Annotated in this window: 19 protein-coding genes and 2 pseudogenes; 17 read left to right on the top strand and 4 right to left on the bottom strand. The window is 74.0% G+C overall.

The window, feature by feature from the left end; translation table 11 throughout:
- Positions 1-104 precede the first annotated feature (104 nt).
- From ACZ3J7_RS20505 to ACZ3J7_RS20485, 5 genes are all read left to right on the top strand, one after another.
- Positions 105-1,883, top strand: a complete 1,779-nt coding sequence (locus ACZ3J7_RS20505) for a SpoIIE family protein phosphatase (RefSeq protein WP_465622966.1) — start codon at positions 105-107, stop codon at positions 1,881-1,883.
- A 186-nt stretch (positions 1,884-2,069) separates the two neighbouring features.
- Complete coding sequence (locus tag ACZ3J7_RS20500; RefSeq protein ID WP_465622964.1) at positions 2,070-2,591, top strand: hypothetical protein; 522 nt, start codon at positions 2,070-2,072, stop codon at positions 2,589-2,591.
- Entirely contained in the window at positions 2,588-4,891 is a 2,304-nt protein-coding gene (locus tag ACZ3J7_RS20495; protein ID WP_465622961.1) for a M48 family metalloprotease, read from the top strand. The genes ACZ3J7_RS20500 and ACZ3J7_RS20495 overlap by 4 nt, the downstream gene beginning before the upstream one ends.
- Before the next feature lie 145 nt (positions 4,892-5,036).
- On the top strand, positions 5,037-5,414 hold the full coding sequence (locus ACZ3J7_RS20490) for an STAS domain-containing protein (RefSeq protein WP_465622959.1): 378 nt from the start codon (positions 5,037-5,039) through the stop codon (positions 5,412-5,414).
- 188 nt (positions 5,415-5,602) lie between these two features.
- Positions 5,603-6,268 carry a hypothetical protein gene (locus tag ACZ3J7_RS20485; RefSeq protein WP_465622957.1) on the top strand — a complete coding sequence of 222 codons (666 nt, stop codon included), beginning with the start codon at positions 5,603-5,605 and terminating at the stop codon, positions 6,266-6,268.
- Positions 6,269-6,368: 100 nt separating this feature from the next.
- On the opposite strand, the pseudogene ACZ3J7_RS20480 reads toward ACZ3J7_RS20485, so the two are convergent.
- A pseudogene (locus ACZ3J7_RS20480) lies at positions 6,369-6,620 on the bottom strand (WhiB family transcriptional regulator); the annotation flags it as partial.
- Between the two features lie 379 nt (positions 6,621-6,999).
- On the opposite strand from ACZ3J7_RS20480, the gene ACZ3J7_RS20475 reads away from it, so the two are divergent.
- The 8 genes and pseudogenes from ACZ3J7_RS20475 (at position 7,000) to ACZ3J7_RS20440 (ending at position 14,336) form a co-directional block, all read left to right on the top strand.
- On the top strand, positions 7,000-7,272 hold the full coding sequence (locus ACZ3J7_RS20475; protein ID WP_465622955.1) for a GlsB/YeaQ/YmgE family stress response membrane protein: 273 nt from the start codon (positions 7,000-7,002) through the stop codon (positions 7,270-7,272).
- 215 nt (positions 7,273-7,487) lie between these two features.
- Positions 7,488-8,378, top strand: a complete 891-nt coding sequence (locus tag ACZ3J7_RS20470; RefSeq protein WP_465622953.1) for a SigB/SigF/SigG family RNA polymerase sigma factor — start codon at positions 7,488-7,490, stop codon at positions 8,376-8,378.
- Positions 8,379-8,408: 30 nt separating this feature from the next.
- Positions 8,409-8,855, top strand: coding sequence for an STAS domain-containing protein (locus ACZ3J7_RS20465; protein ID WP_465622951.1), 447 nt, complete (start codon positions 8,409-8,411; stop codon positions 8,853-8,855).
- Between the two features lie 113 nt (positions 8,856-8,968).
- Entirely contained in the window at positions 8,969-9,412 is a 444-nt protein-coding gene (locus tag ACZ3J7_RS20460; RefSeq protein WP_465622949.1) for an ATP-binding protein, read from the top strand.
- A gap of 215 nt (positions 9,413-9,627) precedes the next feature.
- Positions 9,628-10,809, top strand: a complete 1,182-nt coding sequence (locus ACZ3J7_RS20455; protein ID WP_465622947.1) for a spore photoproduct lyase family protein — start codon at positions 9,628-9,630, stop codon at positions 10,807-10,809.
- A gap of 158 nt (positions 10,810-10,967) precedes the next feature.
- A complete protein-coding gene (locus tag ACZ3J7_RS20450; RefSeq protein WP_465622945.1) occupies positions 10,968-12,812 on the top strand; it encodes a cholesterol oxidase substrate-binding domain-containing protein in 1,845 nt (614 codons plus the stop codon).
- 249 nt (positions 12,813-13,061) lie between these two features.
- A pseudogene (locus tag ACZ3J7_RS20445) lies at positions 13,062-13,472 on the top strand (discoidin domain-containing protein); the annotation flags it as partial.
- A gap of 60 nt (positions 13,473-13,532) precedes the next feature.
- Positions 13,533-14,336 (top strand): chitosanase, encoded by an 804-nt coding sequence (locus ACZ3J7_RS20440; protein ID WP_465623443.1) that lies wholly within the window; start codon positions 13,533-13,535, stop codon positions 14,334-14,336.
- 304 nt (positions 14,337-14,640) lie between these two features.
- Here ACZ3J7_RS20440 and ACZ3J7_RS20435 read toward each other — a convergent pair whose 3' ends face one another.
- Positions 14,641-16,758 (bottom strand): ATP-binding protein, encoded by a 2,118-nt coding sequence (locus ACZ3J7_RS20435; RefSeq protein WP_465622943.1) that lies wholly within the window; start codon positions 16,756-16,758, stop codon positions 14,641-14,643.
- A 653-nt stretch (positions 16,759-17,411) separates the two neighbouring features.
- Between ACZ3J7_RS20435 and ACZ3J7_RS20430 the strand changes: the two genes are divergently transcribed.
- The 4 genes from ACZ3J7_RS20430 (at position 17,412) to ACZ3J7_RS20415 (ending at position 22,504) form a co-directional block, all read left to right on the top strand.
- Positions 17,412-18,743, top strand: coding sequence for a KAP family P-loop NTPase fold protein (locus ACZ3J7_RS20430; RefSeq protein WP_465622941.1), 1,332 nt, complete (start codon positions 17,412-17,414; stop codon positions 18,741-18,743).
- A complete protein-coding gene (locus ACZ3J7_RS20425) occupies positions 18,740-20,518 on the top strand; it encodes a hypothetical protein (RefSeq protein WP_465622939.1) in 1,779 nt (592 codons plus the stop codon). The genes ACZ3J7_RS20430 and ACZ3J7_RS20425 overlap by 4 nt, the downstream gene beginning before the upstream one ends.
- Positions 20,519-21,060: 542 nt before the next feature.
- Positions 21,061-22,074: an SDR family oxidoreductase gene (locus tag ACZ3J7_RS20420; RefSeq protein ID WP_465622937.1), complete on the top strand. Its 1,014-nt coding sequence runs from the start codon at positions 21,061-21,063 to the stop codon at positions 22,072-22,074.
- Positions 22,075-22,132: 58 nt separating this feature from the next.
- Entirely contained in the window at positions 22,133-22,504 is a 372-nt protein-coding gene (locus ACZ3J7_RS20415; protein ID WP_465622935.1) for a low affinity iron permease family protein, read from the top strand.
- A gap of 49 nt (positions 22,505-22,553) precedes the next feature.
- On the opposite strand, the gene ACZ3J7_RS20410 is transcribed toward ACZ3J7_RS20415, so the two are convergent.
- Both ACZ3J7_RS20410 and ACZ3J7_RS20405 read right to left on the bottom strand, forming a co-directional pair.
- The gene (locus ACZ3J7_RS20410) at positions 22,554-24,203 is read right to left on the bottom strand and encodes an alpha-amylase family protein (protein ID WP_465622933.1); all 1,650 of its coding nucleotides are present in this window, start codon (positions 24,201-24,203) and stop codon (positions 22,554-22,556) included.
- Entirely contained in the window at positions 24,200-25,975 is a 1,776-nt protein-coding gene (locus tag ACZ3J7_RS20405) for a glycoside hydrolase family 13 protein (protein ID WP_465622931.1), read from the bottom strand. Before ACZ3J7_RS20405 ends, ACZ3J7_RS20410 begins: the two co-directional genes overlap by 4 nt.
- Positions 25,976-26,004: the final 29 nt, after the last annotated feature.

Genomic DNA, 26,004 nt, shown 5'->3' with positions numbered 1-26,004 from the left:
CCCCGGCGGTCGGGGCGGTCGTGGCGGTCGGGTAGAGTCCGTCAAACGTGTCGACACCGTCGTGATCCGGCGGTGCACCCACTGCGAGATCGGTGCGAGGAACCGTGGACCGCTTCGCCCGCCTGGCCGCCAGCGTGCTGGCCGCCCCCGAGGCGGTCGTCGCGCTACAGGTCGGCCCGCCGGACGCCGACGTCCCCGAACACCGGCCACCGGAGCCTTCACCGGCAGAGCCCTGGCACGTGACGCTGCGCCGACACGTGGCACGCACCGGTCAGCTGGTGATGGTGGACGACCTCGCCCGCCGGCCGGCCGGCCGTGACACGCCCGCGCTCGACGGCGCGGAAGGGGCCTTCGCCGCCGCCCCCCTGTACGGCGCGCAGGGCCAGTACCTGGGAGTCCTGGCCGTCCACGACCCCCGCCCGCGGACCTGGAGCCGACGCAACCGCCAGGACCTGAAGGACCTGGCGGGCGCGTGCGCGACGGAGCTGCGGCTGCGGGCGAGCACGCGGTGCGCCAACGACGCGCACCGCGGCGCGCAGGAGGCCCGCGACGAGGCGCAGGCGGCCACCGGAGCGGCCGTGGCGGGCGAACGGCGGCTGCGGGCCCAGCTGGAGCGCTCCGAGCTGCTGCTGAGGGCGGCCGAGCTGCTCGGCAACACCTCGGGCCTGGACCAGGTGCGCACCACGGTGAGCGACCTGGTCAGCGGGGACCTGAAGCCGGCGTACGTGGGGCTGGTCCTGCGCGGGAACGACGACCTGATGCGGCGCGCGGTCGACACCACCAGCGGACCGGTGGTCCTGGAGGAGCAGGTCCCGCTGTACGCCCTGACCGACGGATGGCCCACCGCCCAGGCGGCGCGGGACAACCGCGTGGTGAGCGTCCCCGACCGCCAGACACTCGTCGACCACTACGATCCGCTCGCCGTGGCCGTCTTCGACCGGATGGGCCTGCGCTCGGCCGTGTGCGTGCCCCTCCCCGGCACCCGCCGCCCCACCCTCGGCACGCTGGTGGCCGCCTGGGACGAACCGCACGAGATCGACGTCCACGAACGCGCCGTGCTGACGGTGATCGCCGGATACACCGCCCTGGCGGTCGAACGGGCCCTGCACCTGGACGACCGCACCGGCGTCGCACGCCAACTCCAGCAGGCCATGCTCACCGACCTCCCCCGCACGCCGGGGCTCGAACTCGCCGCCCTCTACCGCCCCGCCGCCCACCACGACATGGTCGGCGGGGACTGGTACGACGCCTACCCCCTCCTCGCCGACCGGGGCGCGGCCGACGGGCGCGGCCCGCTGGCCGTCACCGTCGGCGACATCACCGGGCACAACACGCACGCCGCCACCTTGATGGGCCAGGCCCGCAGCATGCTGCGCCAGGCCGACGTGGACCGCGGGCGAAGCCCCGCCGACGCCCTCGCCTCCTTCGAACGCGCCAACGAGCAGCTGCGCACCCGCATCAGCGGCACCCTCGTCCACGCCCACCTGCACCCCCGTCCCCACGGCCGGTGGCTGCTGCGCTGGACCAACGCCGGCCACCCCTCCCCGCTCCTCGCCCACCCGGACCGCGACACCGAACGCCTCACCGAACACGGCCTGCTGCTCCACCCCGGCCTGGCCCCGCCCGAAGGCCGCGTCGCCCACGAGCGCCTGCTGGAGCCCGGCTCCGTCCTGCTCCTCTACACCGACGGGCTGGTCGAGCGCCGCGGCCACGACCTGGAACGGGGCATCGACCGCGCCACCGCCCTCCTGACCCGCGCCGTCGCCGACCGCACCCCACTGCCGCAGGCCCTCGACCTGCTGGCCGACACCCTGGCCGGCCCCGACCACGGCGACGACGTCGTCCTGCTCGCCCTGCGCGTCACCGACCAGCGCACGGCCTAGGCGGACCCGCGCGGGCGCCGCGCCCTTCGCCCCCGGCACGCCGGAACCGTCCTGCTCCCTCCGCCAAAGCGCCTACGGTGCAACGGAGTTGCCGCCACGAACCCCGGCCGGGGTCTTGTGCGCCGACGCGTGGGTGCGGAAGGCTCGGAGAGGGGTCGGGGACGGCAGGAGGGGCGGGGGCCGGTCATGGACGGGACGGAGAGCGGCAGCTGGGCGCGCGAGCTCGCCAGGGAGGCCGTGCGGCGACTGGCTCCGCACGAACTGGAACTCTTCGAGGAGACCGCCGACGTCTACTTCGAAGATCCGGCGGGCGCGCCCGCCGGGACCGGCGTCGAACCGCTGGGCATCGGCATCGAGGCCATCGCGGCCGGCGCCTGGACGCTGTTCGCCCTGCCGGTCGCCGCGTCGGTGGCCGGGAACCTGGCGACCGAAGCGCTGCGTGAGCGCCGCAGGAGGCGCTGGTGGCCCAGGCGCCGGGCCCGATCGGTACGCACGGCCGACAGCCCACCGGAGCCGAGGGAGATCCGTCCGGCGGAACTGGAGCTGATCCACCGGGTCGCACTCGGTCGAAGCCTCGCGCTCGGACTCCCCGTCGAACAGGCGCGGCTGCTCGCCGACGCCATCGTGGGCGGCGTGGTCACCGGGCGGAACCCGGCCGGGAGGGATGACGACCACACGGCCGGAGGCACGGAAGCCGGCACCTCGTGACCCGGGCCCCGGACACTGCGGGTGAGGGCAGTGAGGGCCCGCCCGGGGCCCAGCACCCGTTCCGGCTGCCCTCCGGAACCTCGCTGCGCTTCGCGCTGCTGATCCTCAGCACCTCCGTGGCGACGTCGGCGGCGCTCGGGGAGCTGATCACCACAGTGGTCTACTTCCTGTTCCGCGACGGCGACCTGGGATCCCTCGTCGACTCGCTCGAATGCGCCCCGGGCGCCTTCGCCCAGGTCGGCACCGATCCCGCCGAGTTCGCCCGCCGCTGCCGGATGCCGGTGAGCACCACCGGCGACGGGGCGACCCTGAACCTCGCCCTGATCGCGGTCCTGTGGCTGGGGGTCGGCGTCACCCTCTGGCTGCTGCCCGCGTACCGGCTGCGCCGCCGCCGGCTGCGCCCGTTCAGGCCCGACGCCCACCCCGGGATCCGGCGGACGCTCGACGAACTCGTGCGGGTCGCCGAGCTGCCCTGCGCGGTGCGGTTCGTCGTCGACTGGCGCGACCAGCACCTCACCGGCCTCGCCTTCGGAAGGATCGGCCGACGCCACGTGCTGCTCAGCCGCGGCCTGCTGCAACTGCACGGGCACGACCCCCGGGCGTTCCGGGAGATCGTCCTGCACGAGCTGGCGCACCTGCGCAACCGCGACGTCGACATCGCCTTCGTCACCCTCATCTGCCAGCGCCTGTTTGGCTACGCGATCGCCGCCCCGCTGGCGGTGCTCACGCCCGGCGCCGTCCTCGTCAGCCTGGTGCTCCTGCCGGGCGGAGCCGTCTTCCAGATCATGCTGGCGGCCACCAAGTGCACGCTGGCGATCACGGTCGCCGCCGCGAGCGCGGCGGTGCTGCGCTCCCGCGAACTCCACGCGGACGCCCGGGTCGCCCTGTGGACCGGCGGCGCGCCCGCGCTACGGCGACTGCTCCACTCCCAGCAGGCGTTCGAGCAGTACCGGCCCCACCGGGCGCCGATCCGCCGGACGCACCCCCCGGCGGCCCAGCGCCTGGCCGCGCTCGGCGACCCGGCGCTGATCTTCCGGTTCTCCGGGTGGGAGGCGTTCGCTCTGGCGCTGTCCTGCTCGCTGGTCCACCTGAAGGCCGCGCAGTGGACCACGGCCGCGGTCGGCGTGGGCGGCGACGACGTCCTGGGCGCCGCCTTCGCCGCGACGGCACTCGGCGGCAGCGTGGGCGCGGGCATCTGGCGGGCCACCCTCGCCGCCCACCTGGACCGCACCACCTGGCGGGGCGCGCACCGCACGGGACTGGCCGTGGGCGCCGGGCTCGCCCTCGGCGGTTCCGTGGACGAACGGTCCTTCACCGCCCTGGCGATGGGCGTCGCCGACCCGCTGCCGGTCCGGCTGTCCTGGTGGCTGCTCCTCGGCGTCACCGGGTACGCCTTCGTGCGGTGGAACGCCGCAGTCGCCCGGACGTGGACGCCGCTGGCGCTGGTCGCCCGCCGACCGCTCCTGCCGATCGCGGTGTCCGTGGCGGCCGGGAGCGTGCTGCTGGCCCTCTGGCTCGGCAACGCCTACCCGCTGGGCACGCCCGGCTTCGGCCTCCTGCCGCTGCCGGAACTCCTGGACCGGCTGCCGACCCCGTTCGACCACCTCGGTTACGCGTTCTCCATGCTCGTCGTGCTCCCGCCGCCGGCGGTCGTGATCGCGGTGGTCGCGGCGACGGCCGCCCTGCCGCTCGCCGCGCCGTTCGGCATGCGGATCCTGAGCCGGGCCCGGGCCCGGGCCCGGGTCGCGGCTGACCGGCCCGGACCGGAGCGGTTCCTGCTGCGGACGCCGTCGAAGGACGCCGCGGCGGCGCTGGTCGCGGTGCCGCGCCACTCCCCGCTGCGCGAACTGGTGCGCGGCGTCGGTCTCGGCGCGGTCGCCGGAGCCGGCCTCTGGCTGGTGCACGTCGTCAGCGCCGCACTCTTCCCGCGCCCGATCGAGTGGTTGGGCGGCGAGGTCGGCCTGTACTTCGTGCCCGTGGCGATGCTGCTGCAACTGGCGGTGGGCCTGGTGTCGGTGCGCCTGGCCTCGTGCGGCGACCTGCGCGGCCTGCACGGCGTGCTCGCCGCCCTGGGGGCGGGCGTCGTGCTCCCGGTCGCGGCGATGACCTCCCGCGACCACTTCGCCTGCGTCCGGTGGGGCTCGGGTCATCCCGCGTGCAACTGGAACCCGCCGGTCGAGGTGGGCCACGAGATGCTTGCGATCACGGCGTGGGGCGCCGCCCTCGCCCTGCTGGTGCTGCCCGCGGTGACGGCGGTGTCCGACTCGGTCCGCCGACGGCGGCGGAGGCCGCGCCGGTGACCTCCCCGAACAGCCGGCCGCCGCGCGTTCGTCTTTCTCGGCCGACGACCCAATCCGTGGCAGCGGTGGTGTCGAAGTGGCGTGTAGTGGCTCGCCCTGGGCGAGGAAGCCGGGCGCGGGCGCGCCCGTCGTGAGGGGAGTGGTCATGGGCGGAAGCGTGGCGGTTCTGCGGGTGGGCGAGGTCCTGCTGGTGAGCGTCCCGGCGGCGTTGGACGATGCCGCCGCCCTGGAGCTGCAGGAAGCGGTGTCGGAGCGGATCGTGGCCACGGGCGCCCGGGGCGTGGTGGTGGACATCACCGCTGTGGACGTCGTCGACACCTTCGTCGGAAACCGCCTCTCGGCGGTCACCGCCGCCGCGGTCCTGCTCGGCAGCCGACCGGTCCTGGTCGGCATGCGCCCCGCCGTCGCCCAGACGCTGGTGCAGCTCGGCGTCCGCCTCGACGACATCCCCAGGGCACGCGACCTCGAAGCCGGGCTGGCCCTGCTGCGGGCCGACGGGGTCGGCGGCCCGGGCACCGCCTGACCGGAGCCGTCACGACCCCGGGACGCGGCCCGCGGGAACTCCGGAGCCGCCGTGGCCCGTGCGGCGGAACCGCTCAACCCGACGGTCGGTAAGGACTCTTGACAGTCGGGTGGGCCGGACCACCAGTATGGGCCCGGCCCGAGTGCTTCAGGCCGCCGAAGCCCCCACCTTCGAAGGGAGCGCGGTCCATGACCGGACCCGTTCGCGCACCACTCCGCGCCCTGCTCGCCGGAGCCGTCACCGCCGCCGCCGTTGGCGTGGCGCTCACCGGCACCGCCCACGGGGCGGGCACCCCACTGCCCGCCCCGTACACCGAGGCCCGGGCCGCCGTGGCCTCCTCCCCGTCGCCCTCCGCGTCGAGTGTCCAGGTGCCCGCCATCCTGGTGCAGGTCAGCCCGTCCTCGGGCACGGTGACCGCCGGGTCGTCGGCCAGCGCGACCGTGAGCACGGCCATCATCAACAACGGCTCGAACACGTCCATCGCGATGACGGTCAGCGGCGTTCCCGCAGGGGTCGCCGCCTCGGTCAGCCCGTCCTCGGTCAACGGGAGCTCCAGCGCCGTCCTGTCGGTGTCGACCGTGGCCACGGCCGTCCCCGGCACGTACACGCTGACGGTCAAGGGCGCGCTGACCGGCACCTCGGCCACGTCCTCCGCGACCTACACGCTCACCGTGACCGGCACCCCCACCGCCCCGGCGTGCTCCACCGCCTCCTGGGTCGGCACGCAGGTCTACACCGGTGGCAACACCGTCTCGTGGAAGGGCCACCAGTGGAGCGCCAAGTGGTGGACGCTGGGGGAGGAGCCCGGCACCACCGGTCAGTGGGGTGTCTGGCAGGACCTCGGTCCCTGCTGATCCGCACGCGCCGCGAGGCCGGGCCCCGGAATCGGGGCCCGGCCTCGCGGAGGGTCGACGGCCGAGGGCGGGCGCGGCGCCGGCACCGCCGGAGCGGGCGTCAGTTCGTGCGGCGGACGCGCTGGCGGGCGGTGCGGCGACTCATGGCGCGGCGCTCCTCCTCGCCGGTGGCGCCCCAGACCCCCGTCTCCTGCTTGTTGTCCAGCGCCCACTGCAGGCACTGCCGGGTGACGGGGCAGCTGCGGCAGACGGCCTTGGCGCGTTCGGTCTGACGCAGGGCGGTGCCGGAGTTGCCGACGGGGAAGAACAGTTCCGGGTCCTCCCGGGTGCACGCGGCGCGCTGGCGCCAGTCCGAGTCCCGGTCGGCCCCCGCAGAGGGCCGGTCCGTGGCCGGCGGGTTCGGAGCAGTCGGCTCCGTGCGGTCGGGGAGGCTGGCGGAGGTCGTCGGCTTGGCGGTCCTGCGGTCGGTGGCCATGATTCATCCTCCGTCTGGTCGAGTCGGTCCTCCTGGACGGATTTCCGTGACGGGTTCCTTCTGCTCACTGCCGGAGTGAAGATGCGCACCGTCTGCCTTTTCCCTCCCCGGCGGACCGCCCGGACCTCCGCGACGGCCGCCCCCCGGGACCGGCAGGAGTCCTGACGCGAGATCAGGAAAATCCGATGTTTAAGTTTTCCCTACTGGCGCAGACGAATGGCGTCAACGACAACGCTCGCAGAAGCAGGAGAAGCAGATGGGCATCCTCGCCTGGATCCTGATCGGTCTTTTCGCCGGAGCCATCGCCAAGGCCCTCATGCCGGGCAAGGACCCGGGCGGCATCATCGTCACGATGCTCATCGGCATCGCGGGCGGCCTGCTCGGAGGCTGGCTCGGCAAGGTCATCTTCGGCGTCGACTCGATCGACGGCTTCTTCGACCTCTCCACCTGGATCGCGGCCATCATCGGCTCGCTCATCCTGCTGCTGATCTACCGCCTCGTCACCGGGAACCGGCGCAGCCGCGTCTGAGCGACCCGCACGCCCGTGAGGCCGACCCCCGAACACCGGGGGTCGGCCTCACGCCGTGTCCGGCCCCGGCCTCCGGCCACCCGGGGGCCCCGCAGGTCGTGCGGCCTCGGCGGGCCCGCCGAGGCCGCACGAATTCTCCGTGAAATTCGGAGGCATGCCCACGCCGCGAGGGGGTAAGCGGGGGCGGACCGTGCCGCTATGGGAAGGAACCGACCGTGACGAGGGACCAGCTCCTGATGGCAGCGCCCACCCCGGTGAACGACCGCGCACACCTCGTACCGCCGCGCGGCCCGCGGGAGGTCGCGCCGGAGCTCGCGGAGCTCGGCGACCTGACCGGGGTCGCGCCCGCCGACGCCCGGGACCTGACCCGGGTGCTGCTGGTGCGCCTGGCCGGCCTGGAGGAGGGCACCCGGGAGTACTCCTACGTGCGGTCCTCCCTGGTGGAACTCAACCTCTCCCTGGTGCGCTTCGCCCTCCGCCGCTTCGGCTCCCACCGGGAGAGCACCGAGGACCTGATGCAGGTCGGCGCGGTCGGACTGATCAAGGCCATCGACCGCTTCGAGACCGAGCGCGGCCTGGAGTTCACCACCTTCGCCATCCCCACCATCCTCGGGGAGCTGCGCCGGCACTTCCGTGACACCACCTGGGCCGTCCACGTGCCCCGGCGTCTCCAGGAGCTGCGCCTGACCCTCGGCAAGGCCCAGGACGCCCTGTCGCAGACCCTCGACCGGGCGCCGACGGTGGCCGAGCTGTCCGAGTACCTGGGGCTGACGCAGGAGGAGGTCATCGAGGGCCTCCAGGCCGCGAACGCGCACAGCACCGACTCCCTCGACGTCCCGGCCGGTCCGGACGGCGACGGCCCGGCCGCGCTCGCCGCCAAGACCGGCACCACCGACGAGCGCCTGGGCATGGTCGAGGACCTGGTCTCGCTCCAGCCCCTGATCGCCGCCCTGCCGGAGCGCGACCGCCTGATCCTGTCGATGCGCTTCACCGAGGACCTGACGCAGTCCCAGATCGGTGAACGCCTCGGCCTCTCCCAGATGCACGTCTCCCGCCTCCTGTCCCGCGCCCTCGCGAAGCTGCGCCAGGGCCTTGAGGCGGCGTGAGGCGGGTCGGCCCGGGGAGCAGGAGGACCAGTGACCAACGCCCGCGCGCTGGACGCCGCCCGCACGGTGAGAGGTAGGGGAATGCAGTCGCACGACCACGTCACGTCCGCCCAGGCGGGCGCCGTCGTGCTCGACGAGGGTGTCGGCGTCGACGTGCGGTCCGCCGGTGACGGCGTCACCGTCTGCCGGATAGCCGGGGACCTGGACATCGAATCACTGGCACCCGTCAAGGAGGCCCTCGCCGAGGCGCTCCGCGGCAACCGGCTCGTCGTCGTCGACCTGGCCCAGGTGGAGTTCTGCGACTCCTCGGGGCTGAACATGCTGCTCATGGCCCGCGCGGACGCCCTCGCCGCCGGTGCCGTGCTGCGGCTGGCGGCGGTGTCGCACCCCGTGGAGCGGCTGCTGGAGATCACCGGAGCCGTAGCCGCTTTCGACGTCCGCCCCACCGTCCGAGCCGCGATCGACGAGCTGCCGTGACCACGACTCCCGTCTCCCACCGGGCCCGGGCGCAGCACACGGCCCAGCCGAATCAACCGCAGTGCAGCGGGCAGGCGAAGCGGCAAGGACCGCCAACTCGAAGGGCCGACCGAATGAGCACTGCCTTGCAGGCCCTCGCCGACAGCCTGCCCGCCACCGTGCTGACGCTGCCGCCGGGCGGCCAGCGGCGGCGCCTGGTCATGGGCGCGCAGCACAAGCCGGTCGCCCGCGCGCGGGAGTTCGCGCGCGGCGCCCTGGCCGACTGGTCGTGGCCCGGGGCCGACGACATCGTCCTGCTGGTCGCCGAACTCGTCGCCAACGCCGTCCTGCACGCCGGCGGACCCCAGGACCTCGTCCTCCACGCCACCGACACCCGGCTGCGCGTCGAGGTCACTGACGCCTCCCAGGCCGTGCCCGCCCCGCGCGAACCGCACCAGCCCGGCACGCCCGGCGGCCACGGCCTCCACATCGTGCGCACGATCTCCGACCGCTGGGGGAGCACACCCCACCCCGCCGGCAAGACCGTCTGGGCCGAGATCGACGCCCCCCGCTCCTGACCGGCCGTCCCGGCCGGCCCGTGGTGGGGCCCCTTCCTCGGTTCCCTGGCCATGGCGAATCGTTTCGGCCCCGGGCGCCCGCCCGGGGCCGCCCCCGCCAGGCGGGGAACCGCGGCGGCCGTCCACCACCGCGACCGGGGCTCCGGGCGTTCGACCGCAGGCGGGGCGGCCCGGCGGCGCGGGTCCGGCCGCCCGTCGCCCGTACACTGACAGGCATGCGACAGCGTCCCGGAGAGCCGGCGGACGAGGCCGAGGGCCTGTTCGACCTGGAGGAGCTGGTGGCCGCCTCGGCGTCGCGCGCCGAGAGCGCCGCCCGCCCGTTCCGGGACGGGGAGCAGGCGCGCAGGCTGCTCGACGTCGCCGAGATCTACGCCGAACCCGCGGCCGCTCGTTCCTGGCGGGGGCGGCAGATCATCGCCCGCTTCCCCCGGGCCCGGCTCGTCGAGACGGACTCCCACTGGCGCATCCCCGACCTGCACGGCAACGCGGGCAACGTGGAACGCTGGGTGCGTATCAAGCGCGGCACCCTGGTCCTCGGCGAGCGCAAGTCCTTCGGCATCCGCCCCAACGGGCGGTCGGCCGACTGGATCGCCCCGGCCCTCTCCAACGGGTGCGCCATGGCCTGCGCGTACTGCTACGTCCCGCGCCGCAAGGGGTTCGCCAACCCGATCACCGTCTTCACCAACACCGAGCGCGTCCTCGCCGCCGTGGAACGGCACGTCGCCGCCACCGGCCCCAAGCGCGAGCCCAATCAGTGCGACGAGCGCGCCTGGGTCTACGACATCGGGGAGAACGGCGACTGCTCGGTCGACGACCTGATCAGCGACAACACCGCCGACCTGGTCCGGGCCTTCCGCCGCCTGCCCACCGCCAAGGCGTCCTTCGCCACCAAATTCGTCAACCCCGACCTGCTGAGGCTCGACCCCCGGGGCCGTACCCGCATCCGCTTCTCCGTGATGCCGCCCGACGACTCCAGGCACCTCGACATCCGCACCAGCCCCGTCCCGGAACGCCTCTCGGCGGCCGCCGACTTCCTGGACGCCGGCTACGAAGTGCACTTCAACCTCTCCCCGGTGGTCATCCGCCCGGGATGGGAACGGGACTGGGACGAACTGCTGCGCGCCATGGACGACACGCTCCCCGGCCGGGTCAAGGACCAGGCCGCCGCGGAGGTCATCATGCTCACGCACAACCGGGACCTGCACGAGGTCAACCTCGGCTGGCACCCCCGCGCCGAAGAGGTCCTGTGGCGGGAGGACCTCCAAGAGCCCAAGCGTTCCGAGAACGGCAGCTGGAACGTGCGCTACCGCCCCGGTGTCAAGGCGTCCGCCGTCGAGACGCTGCGCGCGCTGATCAACGCCCGCGCCCCGTGGCTACGCGTGCGCTACGCCTTCTGAGCACCGAGCCGACCCGCGCCGCAGGGACGCATCCGGGCCTGATCACTCGTTCGAGTGACGCTGATCATTTCGAGCCCGGTCGGACGGGTGGCTGTCCTACCGTCACCGGCGGGGCTGACGGCCCGACAGGGCGATCCGACGGTGCGAGGGGTGGAGCAATGGCCGGGCGGGGTGCGGGGGAGCGGGGCCCGGACGGGCCGAGCAGGAGGCGGCTGCTCGCCGCTTCGGCGGCCGGCGGGGCGGTGTGGCTGCTGCGCGGCACGGTGGGGCCGGAGAGCGCCCGGGCGGTCGGCACGGCGCCGGCGCTGCCCGACGGACTGGTGCCGTACCAGCAGGTGTACGAGAACTGGGCGGGCGAGATCCGCACCAGCCCGCTCTGGGTCTGCGCCCCCGCCTCCCCGCAGCAGGTGGCCGACCTGGCCGACTGGGCGGCGGCCAGCGGGTGGCGGCTGCGCGCGCAGGGGCAGCGGCACGGCTGGGCGCCGTTCACGGTGGCGGCGGGCACGCCCGCCGACACCAGGGTGCTGCTGGTGGACACCACCCGCTCGCTCACCGCGCTGAGCCTGGCGAGCGGCTTCGACGGGGCCGGCGGCCGGGCCGTCCGGGCGCAGACCGGCGCCTCGCTGGAGGACCTGCTCGCCTTCCTGGCCGACCAGGGCCTCGGAGTGGCCGCCTGCCCGGCGCCGGGCGACCTCACGGTCGGCGGTGCGCTGGCCGTCGGCGGCCACGGCACGGCCGTCCCGGCCGAGGGCGAGACGCCCCGGCCCGGCCAGGGCTTCGGCAGCCTGAGCAACCAGGTGCTCTCGCTCACCGCCGTGGTGCACGACACCTCCGCCGGTCGGTACGTGCTGCGCACCTTCGACCGCTCGGAGGCCGATGCGGCGGCCTTCCTGGTACACCTGGGCCGGGCCTTCCTGACCGAGGTGGTGCTGCGGGTCGCCCCCGACGCCCGACTGCGCTGCCTCAGCCGGGTCGACGTGCCCGCCGCCGAGCTGTTCGCCGCCCCGGGCACTCCGGCCGCGGGCGGCGGACGGACGTTCGCGGACTTCCTGGCGAGCACCGGCCGGGTCGAGGCGATCTGGTTCGCCTTCACCGACCACCCCTGGCTCAAGACCTGGCAGCCCGCCCCGGTCAAGCCGCTCTCCGCGCACGAGGTCCTCGCGCCCTACAACTACCCGTTCTCGGACAACATCCCGCAGCCGGTGGCCGATCTCGCCGGACAACTCGTCAGCGGCGCCGAGCAGTCGGCCCCGCTCTTCGGCCAACTCCAGTTCCTGATCACCAAGATCGGCCTCACCGGCGACGTGACCGACCTCCTGCTCGCCCCCGGCCCGCTGCGCAGCCTGCTCAGCGGCGACACCCTCACCCACCTGCTCGCGGGCGGCCTCCGTTCCGACCTGTGGGGCGCCTCCCGCCACCTGCTCCAGTACGTCCGCCCGACCACCCTGCGCATCACCGCCAACGGGTACGCGATCCACTGCCGCCGCTCGGACGTGCAGTGGGCGATCTCCCGGTTCACCTCGTACTACCAGCAGTTGCTCGCCGCCCACCAGGCGCGCGGCGAGTACCCGATCAACGGCGCGGTGGAGATCCGGGTCACCGGCCTCGACGATCCGGCCGCCTGCGGGGTCCCGGGGGCGCAGCCGCCGCTGCTCTCCGCGCTGCGCCCGCACGCCGACCACCCGGAGTGGGACACCGCGCTGTGGCTGGACGTCCTGACCCTGCCCGGCACCCCCGGCCTGCACGCCTTCTACCGGGAGATCGAGCAGTACCTGCTCGGCCTGTTCGACGGCACCCGGGCCGGGCTGCGGGTGGAGTGGTCCAAGGGCTGGGCCTACACCCCCGACGCCGCCTGGGCCGATCCGGCCGTGCTCGGCCGCACCATCCCGGCCACGCTCCGGACTCCGGGCGCACCCGGCTGGGACGAGGCGGTGGCCACCCTGGACCGGTACGACCCGGCCCGGGTCTTCGGCAACCCGTTCCTGGACACCCTGCTGCGCTGATCCTTCGCCCAGGCGGTGCCGTTTCCTCGGGGCGAGCCGTCCCGACCCCGACCCCGATTCCGACGCCATGGCCAGGCGACCCTCACCGCCCGGCCCGATCGCGCGGGGCGTGCCCGAACGCTTCACCGCCTGTTTCCGCAGGGGGCATTGCGCCACCGGGCGGGCGGCCCTAAGCTCACCCGCAAAAGTTAGGAAAGTTTCCTAACTTCCTTGAGTCGGGCCCCCTTTCACCCCCACACGAGGAGTGGCATGTCCTTCGTCCGAAGCAGGCGCGGCAGCGCCGTCGCCGTCGCCCTCGCCGGCGGTCTGCTCGCCGCCGCGATCGGCGCCCTGTCGCCCGCCACCGCCGCAACCACCAACCTCGCGCTGAACAAGCCGGTCACCGTCTCCTCCACCGAGTCCAGCAGCTACGGCGGCGCGAAGGCCGTCGACGGATCCGGCACCACCCGCTGGGCCAGCACCGAGGGCGTCGACAACCAGTGGATCCGGATCGACCTCGGCGCCGGCACCGGAGTCAACCGCGTCGTACTGAAGTGGGAGGCCGCCTACGCCAAGGCCTACCGGGTCGAACTGTCCGACGACGGCTCCACCTGGCGGCAGGCCTACTCCACCACCGGCGGCGACGGCGGCACCGACGACCTCGCCGTCAGCGGAACCGGCCGCTACCTGCGGGTCTACGGAACCCAGCGCGGCACCTCGTACGGCTACTCACTGTGGGAAGTGGAGGTCTACGGCCCCGCCACCACGCCGTCGCCGACCACCACCCCGTCCCCGTCCGCGAGCCCGACGGCTTCGCCGACCGCGACCGCGTCGCCGACCGGCGGCACCAACCTGGACGACCCGGCGAAGAAGGAGATCGCCATGAAGCTGGTCTCCAGCGCCGAGAACTCCTCACTGGACTGGCGCGCCCAGTTCTCCTACATCGAGGACATCGACGACGGCCGCGGCTACACCGCCGGCATCATCGGCTTCTGCTCCGGCACCGGCGACATGCTCGACCTGGTCGAGGCGTACACCGCCAAGAAGCCCGGCAACGTCCTGGCCCCCTACCTGCCCGCGCTCCGCTCGGTCAACGGCACCAGCTCCCACCAGGGCCTGGACCCGGGCTTCCCCGCCGCCTGGCGACAGGCCGCCACCGACCCGGTCTTCACCCAGACCCAGGAGTCGGAGCGGGACCGGGTGTACTTCAACCCGGCCGTCGCCAAGGCCAAGACCGACGGGCTGCGGGCGCTCGGCCAGTTCGCCTACTACGACGCGGCCGTGATGCACGGCCCGGACGGGCTCGCCTCCATCCGCTCGGCGGCCCTGGCCAAGGCCAAGCCCCCGGCGCAGGGCGGCAACGAGACCACCTGGCTGAACGCCTTCCTGGACGCCCGCGAGGCCGAGATGCGCAAGGAAGCCGCGCACAGCGACACCACCCGGGTCAGCACCGAGCAGCGCAAGTTCCTCAAGGAGGGCAACTTCACCCTCACCCCGCCGCTGTCCTGGAGCGTGTACGGCGAGCCGTTCAGCATCACCTCCTGACCCCCGCCCGCGGTGGCCGCCCCGCAGCGGCCACCGCGGGCCCCGCGAGCGCTGCAACCGCCCTCGGCGAACAGCCCGCTGACGCGCACCCGAACCGGGAGTCCGACGGGCACCCTCGAAGCCGGCCGCCGTCGACCAGGGTCGGTCGCAGCGGGGCGTCGCCGATCCCGGCCAGGACCGCGGTCGCGTCGGCCGCGCCCATCACCGGTTCCACGGCGGCCCGGCAGTCGTCGGCGAAATCCGTCCCCGGCACCCGGCCGCGCCCGCCGCACTCCGTGCGCCGGCCTTCTCCCGTGCCGGCCGGCTACTCGTCCGTCTTCTCCCTCATCCTGGCCGCCTCGTCTTCGGCGCCGGCTCTGCGGTACGCCGCAACCGACCGCTCCCGCACGGCCCGCACCTCGCCGGCCGGCCGACCGGCGGCGAGCAGCGAGTCGGCGAGTTCCTCCAGCGCCTTCCCCAACCGGTACTGGTCTCCCAGCTCCTCGAACAGGGCGACAGCGCGCTCACCGGCCTCCACCGCCCGCCCGCTCTCGCCACGTCCACGCAGTGCGGTGCCCAGGTTGTTCCAGGCGGTGGCTTCCCGGTGGTGGTCGTCGACGGCCTGGAATTGGGTGAGGGCGGTGTGGTGGGCCCGTTCGGCTTCCTCGAAGCGTCCCAGGCCCTGCAGTACGAGGCCGAGGTTGTCCCAGGCGATGGCTCTGTGGTGGTGGTCGCCGACGGCCTGGAACTGGGTGAGGGCGGTGTGGTGGGCACGTTCGGCTTCCTCGAAGTGCCTCAGCTCCTTCAGCACCAGCCCGAGGTTGTTCCAAGCGAGGGCCTCGCGGGGCTGGTCGCCGATGGCCTGGAACCGGGTGAGGGCGGTGCGGTAGGCCTGTTCGGCTTCCGCAAAACGCCGCAGCGCCCGCAGCGCGTTGCCGAGGTTGTTCCAGGAGCCGGCCTCTCCGGTCGGGTCGCGGCTGTCGCGTGCCGCGGCGAGGCCGGTCTTCGCGACCTCCAGGCGGCTTTCCTGATGGTGACCCAGGCCGAGATAGGAGTTGAGACGGGAGGCGAGGTCCTGGGCGATGTCGTGGTGGCCGGTGGTGTGGGCGGCGTGGACGGCGGCCACGAGGTTGGCGCGTTCGACGTCCAGCCACGCCAACGCCTCCGCCCGCCCGGCGAACCGCCGCCCCAGGCCATCCTCTCCGGCTTCCCTCATGTCCACGTGCGCGTCCGCGTCGCGCGCGGTGAGGGTGTAGTGCGCGAGGAGGCGGCGCAGCGCCCCAGCCGTGTGGGCGGGGTGGCGGGCGGCTTGTTCGGTCGCGTAGGCGCGCACCAGGTCGTGCATGCGCCAGCGCCCGGTGTCGGGGTCCTGCCGGATCAGGCTGGCCCTGGACAGGGCGATCAGCCGGGCGCGGACGTCCTTGAACTTGGCGGCACCGGTGAAGGTCGCGGCGGTGTCGGTGGACAGGTCCGGGCCCGGGTTGACCGCCAGGAGGCGGAACAGTTCGGCGTGGGTGGGCGCCAGCCGCCGGTAGGAGCGCTCCAGCACGGTGCGCACCGCACGGTCCCCGTCCTCCAGCAGATCGAGCCGCTCGCCTAGGTCCTCCAGGTACTCGGCGAGCCGACTCGGCTTGAGGCCGCGCTCGGCCACCAGCTGGGCGGTGGCGATCTGCAGGGCGAGCGGCAGGTACCCGCACAGCTCGGCGACCCTGGCCGCCCCGTCGGGGTCGGCGCGGATCCGCTCGTCCTCGGCGAGGGTGAGGCGCAGCGCGGTGTCCATCAGGGAGACGGCGGGCGCGGGAGCCAGCACGTCGAGGTCGACCAGCCGCGCACCCAGCGCGGAGGCGAAGTCGTCGCGGGAGGTGACCAGCAGGCGGTGCGGCCCGCCGGAGGGGGTCAACTGCCGCACCTGGTCGGCGCGCGACGCGTTGTCGGCGAGCACCAGGACCCGCTCCCCGGCCCGGGTCCGCGCGGCGAGCTGGGCGCGGTAGAGGGCGGCGCGCTGGTCGGTGTCCGGCGGGATCTGCTCCGCCTCGGTACCCAGGGCACGCAGCGCGCTGTCCAGGGCCTGGCCCGCGTCGAGGCTCGCGTCGTCGTAGCCGTGCAGGTCCAGGAACAGCACCCCGGTGAACAGGCCCCGGTCGAGGACGGTGCGGGCCAGGGCGCAGGCGAGCGCGGTCTTGCCCATCCCACCCATCCCGAGCACCGACGCCACCACCACCGCCTCCGCCCCCCGCCCGCCCGCACCGCCCGAACCGCCCGTCGGGTCGACGAGGGCGGCCAGCTCCTCCAGGTCCTCGTCCCGGCCCGTGAACCCGAGGGGAACAGCGGGGGGAGGCGGGAGCAGGGGCAGGGCCTGCCGGGCGTCCGGGGCCGCCCCGGGCGCCTCGGTGTCCGCCCCGCCCTCGCGGCTGACGCGATCGAATTCATCGACCTGCTCCACCAGGTCTCCGTAGACCCTCCGCCAATGCGCAACCTCCCCCGAATTCCCCTCCAGTGGAAAGCCCTCGGATTCGGAATGCGTCCTGCAGGCATCGACGAACGCCGAAACCCGCTCCCACGGCGGCAGTTGGTGGACGCCTCGTTTTCCCGCGAGGAGCTCGCTGATCACCGTCGTGTTCAGCGCACCCCCGGACGCCTTGACCAACTGCGGACCCGAGGGCTTGCCGGAACCGAGCCGCAGCCGCTGCAGCCGTCCCGCGAAGTCGCGGAGCGCTTCCTGCGCCCGTGGGCTGTGTCCCGAAGCCGCCATGGCCCACCCATCCGTCCGTCCCCACCGCCGACCTGCCCGGGACGCCCGGCGTCTTCCCCCCCGGACGGACCGCGCCCGCGCGTCCGCCATCGTCCGCGGATGTCCGCGACCCTCCGCCGGGCAAGGTCTCACCGTAGCGCCCACCTGCGTGGACGCGGGCCGTTTCCGGCACGGTCCGGGGGCCTCCGCAGAGCCCCGCCGGCCAACAACCACCGAGGAAGAACACCGCCGGCGGCCGGCGGGCTCGTGCACCCGCCAGCGGCGTCGCCGCCCGGCTCCTCGGCGGCCTGCCGCGCGGTCGGCCTTTTCTCCCAACTGGCTTGCTGGAGAGGAGAACTGACGGAATGCTGGATCCCGCATCGATCGACCCACTGCTCAGGGGTGCCGCCATGATCCTGTTGACCGACAACCCCGCGAGGAGCCGGCTCGACGACCGGTTCGGCTTCCTGCCCTACGTCGAGGCACTCCACGCCGCGGTGGCCGCCGCGGATCCCCTGCCGCTGACGGTGGGGGTCTTCGGCTCCTGGGGAACCGGGAAGTCGAGCTTCCTCGGCATGTGGCGCGACCTCTTCCAGGAGGAGGGCACCCGGACGGTCTGGTTCAACCCGTGGAAGTACGACCGCAAGGTGGAGGTCTGGGCGGCGCTGCTGCACACCATCCTCGCCGAGATGGAGCAGGACGAGCGCCTGCGTGACCGGGTGACCAGGCTGGCGCGGGCGGCGACCTGGCTGTCGCTGCGGGCCGGGCTCGGCCACGCGGCCACCCTGGCCACCGGGGGCGTCGTCACCGGAGCCGACGTCAACAAGCTGCTCGACACGCTCACCACCACCGACGCCGAGGAGTACCGCAAGATCAACGCCTTCGAAGCCGGATTCGCCGAGGCGGTCGAGGACTTCGTCGGGCCGGACGGCCGACTCGTCGTGTTCGTCGACGACCTGGACCGCTGCAGCCCGGAAGCGGCTGTGACGGTCCTGGAGTCCCTCAAGCTGTTCCTCGGCGAGTCGCACTGCGTCTTCGTGCTGGCCCTCGACGTGGACGTGCTGTCGGCCGTCGCCACCAACAAGTTCGGCAAGGCGCTCACCGGAGCCCCGAACGACGCGGCCTCCGGCTCGGCCTACCTGGAGAAGATCGTCCAACTGCCCTTCTTCCTGCCGGACATCGGCTTCGAGACCATGCAGAGGGCGTTCCGGTCCAGCCTGACCGACCTCGGGGAGAGTCCGGCGTTCTGGGAGCTCGTCCAGATCGGCCTGGGCGGCAACCCGCGCCGCGTCAAGCGGTACCTCAACGTCCTCAACCTCTCGCTGGCCACCTCCATGGCCCTGACCGGCCGGGCACCGACCGAGACGGAACAGCTCCAGCTCGCCGAACTGCTCATCATCCAAAGCCGCCACCGCGCCTTCTACCACCTGTTGACCCGCGAGCCCGACGGCTGGTCCGCCCTTGAGCAGTACGTGACCAACCTGCGTCACCAGCCGCAGACGAACCGGGACGTGGCCAGGGCGATGCTCCCGATGTCGCTGGCGAACTTCGCCGCGGACGACGCGCTGGTCGCCCTCCTGGGCACCAGCCCCGGCTCCTACAACGACCACCCTCCCGCGCCGGCCGGGGACGAGGTCCGGCGCATGATCAGTACGCTGCACTCCGCGGTCGGCCCCGAGACGGACGCTCCGGCGTGAGCGCGCCGCGCTACTCCGTCGGCCTGGACCTCGGTGACGGCGAGAGCGTCATCGCCTGGGCGGACTGCCGCGATCGCTCCGGCGTCCGCCTCTTCGAGTCGACCCCGGGACGCGTCGCCGTCACCACCGTGCTGGCCCGAGGACCGATGGGCGAACGCCTGCTGGGCGAAGCCGCGCTCCGTCAACCGGAGCCGAGGGAGGTGCGCATCACCTTCAAGCAGCGCCCGGCACTGCTGAAGGCCGGACTGGTACCGCCCTCCGACGCGGCGGAGTTCGCGGCCCTCCTGCTGAGCGGCTTCGCCGAACGCCACCCCGACATCGCCGACGACTGCCTGATCCACATCGGGCATCCGGCGGGCTGGGACCAGGAGGCGGTGCACGTCTACCGCCTCCAGCTCGAATCGGCGCTGCGCCCGCTGCCCGTCGTGCTCGTGCCGGAGTCCCAGTCCGCGTTCCTCCACGTGCTCGACGAGGAGCGCGCCGCGGCCACGGAGCAGCGCGCCGCGGCCACGGCCACGGTCGCAGCCGCGAAGGAGCGGACGTCCAGGGCGGCCGCCCGACCGGCCCTGGTCGTCGACGTCGGCTCCTCGACCACCGACTTCACCCTGGTCACCACGACCGCCCGCAACCTCCCCTTCGGCGACCGCCTCGGCGGGCGGCTGATCGACGCGGCCCTCGCCGACCACGTCACCGCGGCGGTGGAGGACCCCGCGGCACGCGACCGGCTCACCCGCCCCACCCCCCGGGGACTGCTGCTCTGGCTGGCCAGGCGCGCCAAGGAGGCGCACTTCGACGGTGGGGGAGCGGACGCGCTCCAGGTCCCCGCCGACTCCGAACTGCGCTGGGTCCTCGACACCTGCGGCCCGCTGCTGCGACACGCCCCGGTGGGCGACCTGGTCCGCGGTGCGGGCGGCTGGGAGGAGCTGCTCCGCGCCGAGCTCGAACGCGTCCGGGCCCACCTGGGCGCGGAGCAGCCGGTCGTGGTCCTGACGGCGGGCGGCGGCTCCCGGATGCCGTTCGTCAGCGACCTGTGCCGGCGGACGTTCCCCGCGGCGGTCGTCGATCCCGTCGCGGACCCGTCCCTGACGGTGGCGCGCGGTCTCGCCTCCTACGGACGCTGGCAGGCGCGGGTCCGGTCCTTCCACGCCAGTGTCGGGGACCTCGCCGGCCAGGAGCGCGTCGCCCCCGTGGTGGCGGCGCACAGCCAGCGGATCAGGGAGTTCCTCGGCGGATTCCTCGTCCGGCGGTCGGGCGAGGCCTTCTACGAGCCGATCCTCGCCGAGATCGAGGCGGGCACCGACCCCGTGCTCCTCCTGAACGTCGACGCGCTCTCGCAACGCTTCGTGGCCTGGTTCGAGTCACCCGCCGGCCTCAAGGAACGGGAGGAGCTGATGGGGCCGCTGGAACGCGACCTGGACCGGGCGCTGCAACCGGAGGCGAACCGGATCTGCCGCGAGAACGCGCTGGACGAGGGATCGCTCAGCACCCGCGTCTCGCTCCCCGTGTCGGTCTTCATCAGACCGGAGGGCTTCCTGCGGTCCACCCTCGACGCATCGGCCCGGATGACGCAGACCCTGGCGCGCAGCAGGCCCGGACGGGCGTGGATCCGCAAGAGCTACGCGCTCCACCGATGGGCCGGCGCGCGCATCCCCGCCAGCGGCAGGGTCATGGCGGTCCCGGCGTCCGCCTTCGCCGACATGAGCACCGCCATCGCCGACGAGGTGCGGGCCAAGCTCCTGCTCCGCTCCCGGGAGGTGGAGCAGCTGCTGCTCTGACCGGGCGGGCGCCGCCGCGCGCTCCCGCAGGTCGCTGAGCTTCCCGTCGGTGGGGGCGACCCCGGAATCCGCCTTCGGCACGCGCCCCAGGAGATCGATGCCGCGACCGGGTGAATCCGACGTCCCCTCTCCGCCTCCGCGCCGACCGCGGTGGGTGGCGGTGCCCGAGGGGACCGGCGGCGCTGCGCAGGGCGGTGGCCGACGCCCGCAACCGGCTGAGGACCAGGCCGCCGAGCCCCCGGTCCGCTCTCGCGCGGACGCTCAGGGCGCCCGCTTCAGCCGTACGGGCCGGCGGGCGGCGGGGGTCCTCGTGACGACCGCGGCTTCGCCCGCGCCGGCCAGCCGGGGTCCGGCAGGGCGCTCGCGCCCTACCAGGACTCGGTCAGGCGGCTCAAGGTCGGGCCCGGCCGGTACCTCGGGTACGCGTTCGACCAGATCCGCACCGTCCCGGGAGCCGGTCGCCGCCGGTGGGGCCGGGCCGGTCTCCCGCCGCGTCCGGTTCGGGCGGTTTGCGGTGGGAAGGACCGGACACACCACAGGGCATGACCACACCCACTTCACGCGTCGTGGTGATCACCGGCGCCAGTGCAGGAATCGGACGGGCGTGCGTCGAGGCGTTCGCCGGGCGCGGCGACCGCCTCGCCCTGATCGCCCGTGGCCGCGCCGGGCTGGAAGCAGCCGCCGCCGAGGCCCGGAAGGCGGGCACGACGGCCGTCGTGATCGAGGCCGACGTCAGTGACCCGCGGGCCGTCGAGGCCGCCGCCGAACGCGTCGAGCGCGAACTCGGACCGATCGACGTGTGGGTGAACGATGCGTTCACCTCCGTCTTCGCGCCTTTCACCGAGATCTCGGCGGAGGAGTTCCGCCGGGTCACCGAGGTGACCTACCTCGGCTACGTGTACGCCACCCAGGCCGCGCTGCGCCGCATGCTGCCGCGCGACCGGGGGACGCTGGTGCACGTCGGCTCGGCGCTCGCCTACCGGGGCATCCCGTACCAGACCGCCTACAGCGGCGCCAAGCACGCCCTGCAGGGCTGGCACGAGGCGCTGCGCTGCGAGCTGCTGGCCTCCGGCTCGAAGGTGCGCACCACGATGGTGCAGATGCCGGCCGTGAACACCCCGCAGTTCGACTGGGTGCTCTCCCGGCTGCCGCGCCGCGCGCAGCCCGTCCCGCCGATCTACCAGCCCGAGGTGGCGGCCCGCGCGGTCGTCCGCGCGGCGGACCGCCCGGGGCGGCGCGAGTACTGGGTGGGCGGCAGCACGGCCGCCACCCTGATCGCCAACGCGGTGGTGCCGGGACTGCTCGACCGCTACCTGGCCCGGACCGGACTGGACTCCCAGCAGACCCGGCAGCCCCGCGGCGCCGACGATCCGGCCAACCTGTGGGAACCCGCCGACGCCCGGCAGGACTACGGCGCGCGCGGCCGCTTCACCGACAGCGCCGCCGGCCGGAGCCCGCAGCTGTGGGCCACCACCCACCGGGGCGTCGTCGCGGGAGCGCTCGCCGCCACCGCCGCCGCCGTGGCGATCGGCGCCCACCTCGGGCGCCGACGGTGACGCCCGCGCCCCGGGCCGGGGCCGACGCACCGGCGGACCGGCGCACGGGGAGGGCCGCATGACCGTCTTCCCGCACCCCGCCGAGCGCACCGACGACGGGCGGGGCCGGTTCGAGCGGCTGGCCGAGACCGCGTCCAACCTGAGCAGCTCGCCGGTGTTCTCGGTGTTCTGCCTGCTGCTGGTGGCGGGCTTCTCCACGGTGCACGCCCTGGGCCTGTCCACGGAGTGGCAGATCCTCGCGGGTGACGTGATGACCGCCGTCACGCTGGTGCTGCTGGCCCTGCTGAAGAACGCGGAGCGTCGCGCGGAGCACGCGGTGCAGCGCAAGCTGGACGCCATCGCCGCCGCCCTGCTGGAGCAGCACGCGGGCGAGGGCGACCAGGCGCACCGGAAGCTGCGCGAGGCGATCCGCCTGGAGGAGCGGCTCTGAGCCGCGCCGGGTCGGCCCGCCCGGGAACGGGCCGGCCCGGGGACGCGGATCAGGGCTCGCCGACCCGCAGCCAGCGGTAGCCGTACGGCGGCAGTTCGACGCGCGGCGCGCCCGCCGTCCGCTCGACGGCGGCCCCGGTGAGGATGTCCGTCAGTCGGCCCTCCGGCACCCCGGCGGTGGTGGCGGTGACCGGCCGGTCGGCGAAGTTGTGCAGCACCAGGACGGCCCCGTCCCGGGTGGAGCCGAGGTGGGCCAGGACGGCGGGGTCGCCCGCGTCGAGGATCTCGCAGCGGCCCCAGGCCAGCTCGGGGGCCTCGCGGTAGCCCTGGACGAAGGAGCGCATCCGGGCCAGCAGCGAGTGCGGGTCATGGGCCTGGTCGCGGACGTTGACGTGCTCGGGGCCGTACTCGCCGCCGGTCAGCGGCCGGGGGTAGCGGGACGGGTCGGCGTCGGAGAAGCCCGCGTGGGGCTCCGGGGTCCACTGCATGGGGGTGCGGACGGCCAGCCGGCCCTCGGCGGCCAGGTTCTCGCCCATGCCGATCTCCTCGCCGTAGAACAGCACCGGCGTGCCCGGCAGGGTGAACAGCAGGCTGTAGGCGAGGTCGATCCGGCGCCGGTCGCCGCCGAGCATGGGCGGCAGCCGGCGGCGCAGGCCCCGGCCGTACAGCTGCATGTCCGCCTCGGGGCCGAACGCCGCGAAGACCTCGTCGCGCTCGGCGGCGGAGAGCTTGTCGAGGGTGAGTTCGTCGTGGTTGCGCACGAACGTCGCCCAGTGCGCGTCGCGGGGCGGCTGCGGGCGCTCGCGCAGCGCGTCGGCGAGCGGGGCGGCCTGCCCCCTGGCCAGCGACAGGTACATCCGCTGCATGCCGATGAAGTCGAAGCACATCGTCAGCTCGTCGCCGCCCGAGGCGGGGTCGCCGAAGAACCGGAGCGTCTCGTCGTAGGGGAGGTTGACCTCGCCCAGCAGCATCGCCTCGCCGTTGCGGCGGCCGAGGAATGAGCGCAGGTCGGCCAGGTACGCGTGCGGGTCGGGCAGGTCGTCGGCGTCCACCTGCCCGGCGGTCTCCAGCAGGAACGGCACCGCGTCGACCCGGAAGCCGGACAGGCCGAGCTGCGTCCAGAAGCCCATGATCCGGGCTATCTCGTCGCGGACCTCGGCGTTGGTGATGTTGAGGTCGGGCTGCTCCTTGTAGAAGCGGTGGAAGTAGTACTGGCCGGTGGGCTCGTGGTACTGCCACAGGCTCTGCTCGGCGTCGGGGAAGGTGACGCCCTGCGGACCGTCCTCGGGCGGGGTGTCGCACCACACGTACCAGTCGCGCCGGGCGGCGTCCCGGCCGGAGCAGGCGTCCCGGAACCACGGGTGGTGGTCGGAGGTGTGGTTGACGACCAGGTCGGCGATGACCCGCAGGCCCCGGTCGCGGGCGGTGCGGACGAACTCGGTGAACTCGCCGAGGGTGCCCAGCCGGGGGTCGACGGCGTAGTAGTCGGTGATGTCGTAGCCGTCGTCGCGCTCGCGGGTCGGGTGGAAGGGCATCAGCCACAGGCAGGTCACGCCGAGCCGGACCAGGTGGTCGAGGCGCTGGGTCAGGCCGGGGAAGTCGCCCACGCCGTCCCCGTTGCCGTCCTGGAAGGTCTCGACGTCCACGCAGTACACCACCGCGTTCTTCCACCACAGGTCGGCGGTCTCGGTCAGTCTCATCGGGCGTCCTCCTCTTCGGTGATGCGGTGCACGCGCGCCTCCCAGGGCGCCAGGACGGCGGGGGTGCCCGGCTCGGGCAGGTTGCCGAGGACGAGTTCGGCCGCCCGCCAGCGCGGCGGCAGGTCGACCGGCACGTGCTCGCCGGTGAAGTTCCCGAGGACCAGCAGGGTGGTGCCCCGGTAGTGGCGCGTGAAGGCGTACACCCGCTCGTCCTCGGGCAGCAGCGGGGTGAAGTCGCCGTGCACGACGGCCGGTTCGCGGTGGCGCAGGTCGATCAGCCGCCGGTAGTGGTGGTAGACCGAGCCGGGATCGCGCCGGGCGTCGGCCGCGTTGACGGTGGTGTGGTTCGGGTTGACCGCGATCCACGGCGTGCCGGTGCTGAACCCGGCGCCGGGCGAGGCGTCCCACTGCATCGGCGTCCTGGCGTTGTCCCGGCCCATGGCCCGCAGCCCGCGCAGCACCCGCTCCGGGTCCTGCCCGGCCGCGAGCGCCTGCGCGTAGTGGTTCAGCGACTCGACGTCCCGGAAGTCCTCGATCGAGGCGAAGGGGGCGTTGGTCATGCCGAGTTCCTCGCCCTGGTAGACGTACGGGGTGCCCCGGTGCAGGTGCAGGACGGTGGCGAGCATGGTGGCCGAGCGGACCCGGTGGGCCGGGCGGTCGTCGCCGAAGCGGGAGACGATCCGGGGCTGGTCGTGGTTGTTCCAGTAGAGGCTGTTCCAGCCGGTGCCGGCCAGGCCCCGCTGCCAGCGGGCGAGCGACGCCTTCAGGTCGGTCAGGCGCAGCGGCTTCGGGTCGAACTTCCCGCCGGGGCCGTGGTCCAGGCTGACGTGCTCGAACTGGAACACCATGTCCAGCTCGGCCCTCGCCGGGTCGGTGAACAGCCGGGCCTGCTCGACCGTCACCCCCGGCATCTCTCCCACCGTCAGCAGCCGGCCCGGGTGGCGGGCGAACACCTCGCGGTGCATCTCCTGGAGGTACTCGTGCACCCGCGGCCCGCAGAGGTAGGACGGCGAACCGTCACCGTACGGGCCGTCGCCGCGCAGCGGACCGTCCGGCAGGGCCGGGTCCTTGGAGATCAGGTTGACGACGTCCATCCGGAAACCGTCCACGCCGCGCTCCAGCCACCAGCGCATCATCGCGTACACCGCCCGCCGCACCGCCGGCTCCTCCCAGTTGAGGTCCGGCTGCCCGGGAGCGAACAGGTGCAGGTAGTACGCGCCTGACGCCTCGTCGTACGTCCAGGCCGGCCCGGAGAAGAACGAACCCCAGTTGTTGGGCTCGGCGCCGTGCGGCCGGGCGGCACCCGGACCGGTGGCCCCGCGCGGCGGCCGCCACCAGTACCAGGAGCGCTTGGGGCTCGCCGGGTCGCGCGACTCCTGGAACCACGGGTGCCGGTCCGAGGTGTGGTTGACCACCAGGTCCATCACCAGCCGCATGCCGCGCGCGTGCACGGCCGCCAGCAGCCGGTCGAAGGCCGCCAGGCCGCCGAAGAGCGGGTCGACGTCCTGGTAGTCGCTGATGTCGTAGCCGTTGTCGGCCTGCGGCGACGGGTACACCGGCGACAGCCACAGCACGTCGACGCCCAGCTCGGCGAGGTGGTCCAGCCGCGACGTGATGCCGTCCAGGTCGCCGATCCCGTCGCCGTCCGAGTCGGCGAAACTGCGGGGGTAGACCTGGTACACGACCGCCGACCTCCACCACGCCCCGTCCTCCTCCGCCGCACTCCCGCCGTCCTCGCCGTCCACCGGACCACTCCCCGCGCCCTCGGCCACCGTGTCCTCCTCCGACTCCCCGCGTCCAC

It is taken from the genome of Kitasatospora sp. NPDC015121 (assembly GCF_055562955.1).
This window is presented reverse-complemented; position numbering and strand designations above follow the sequence as displayed.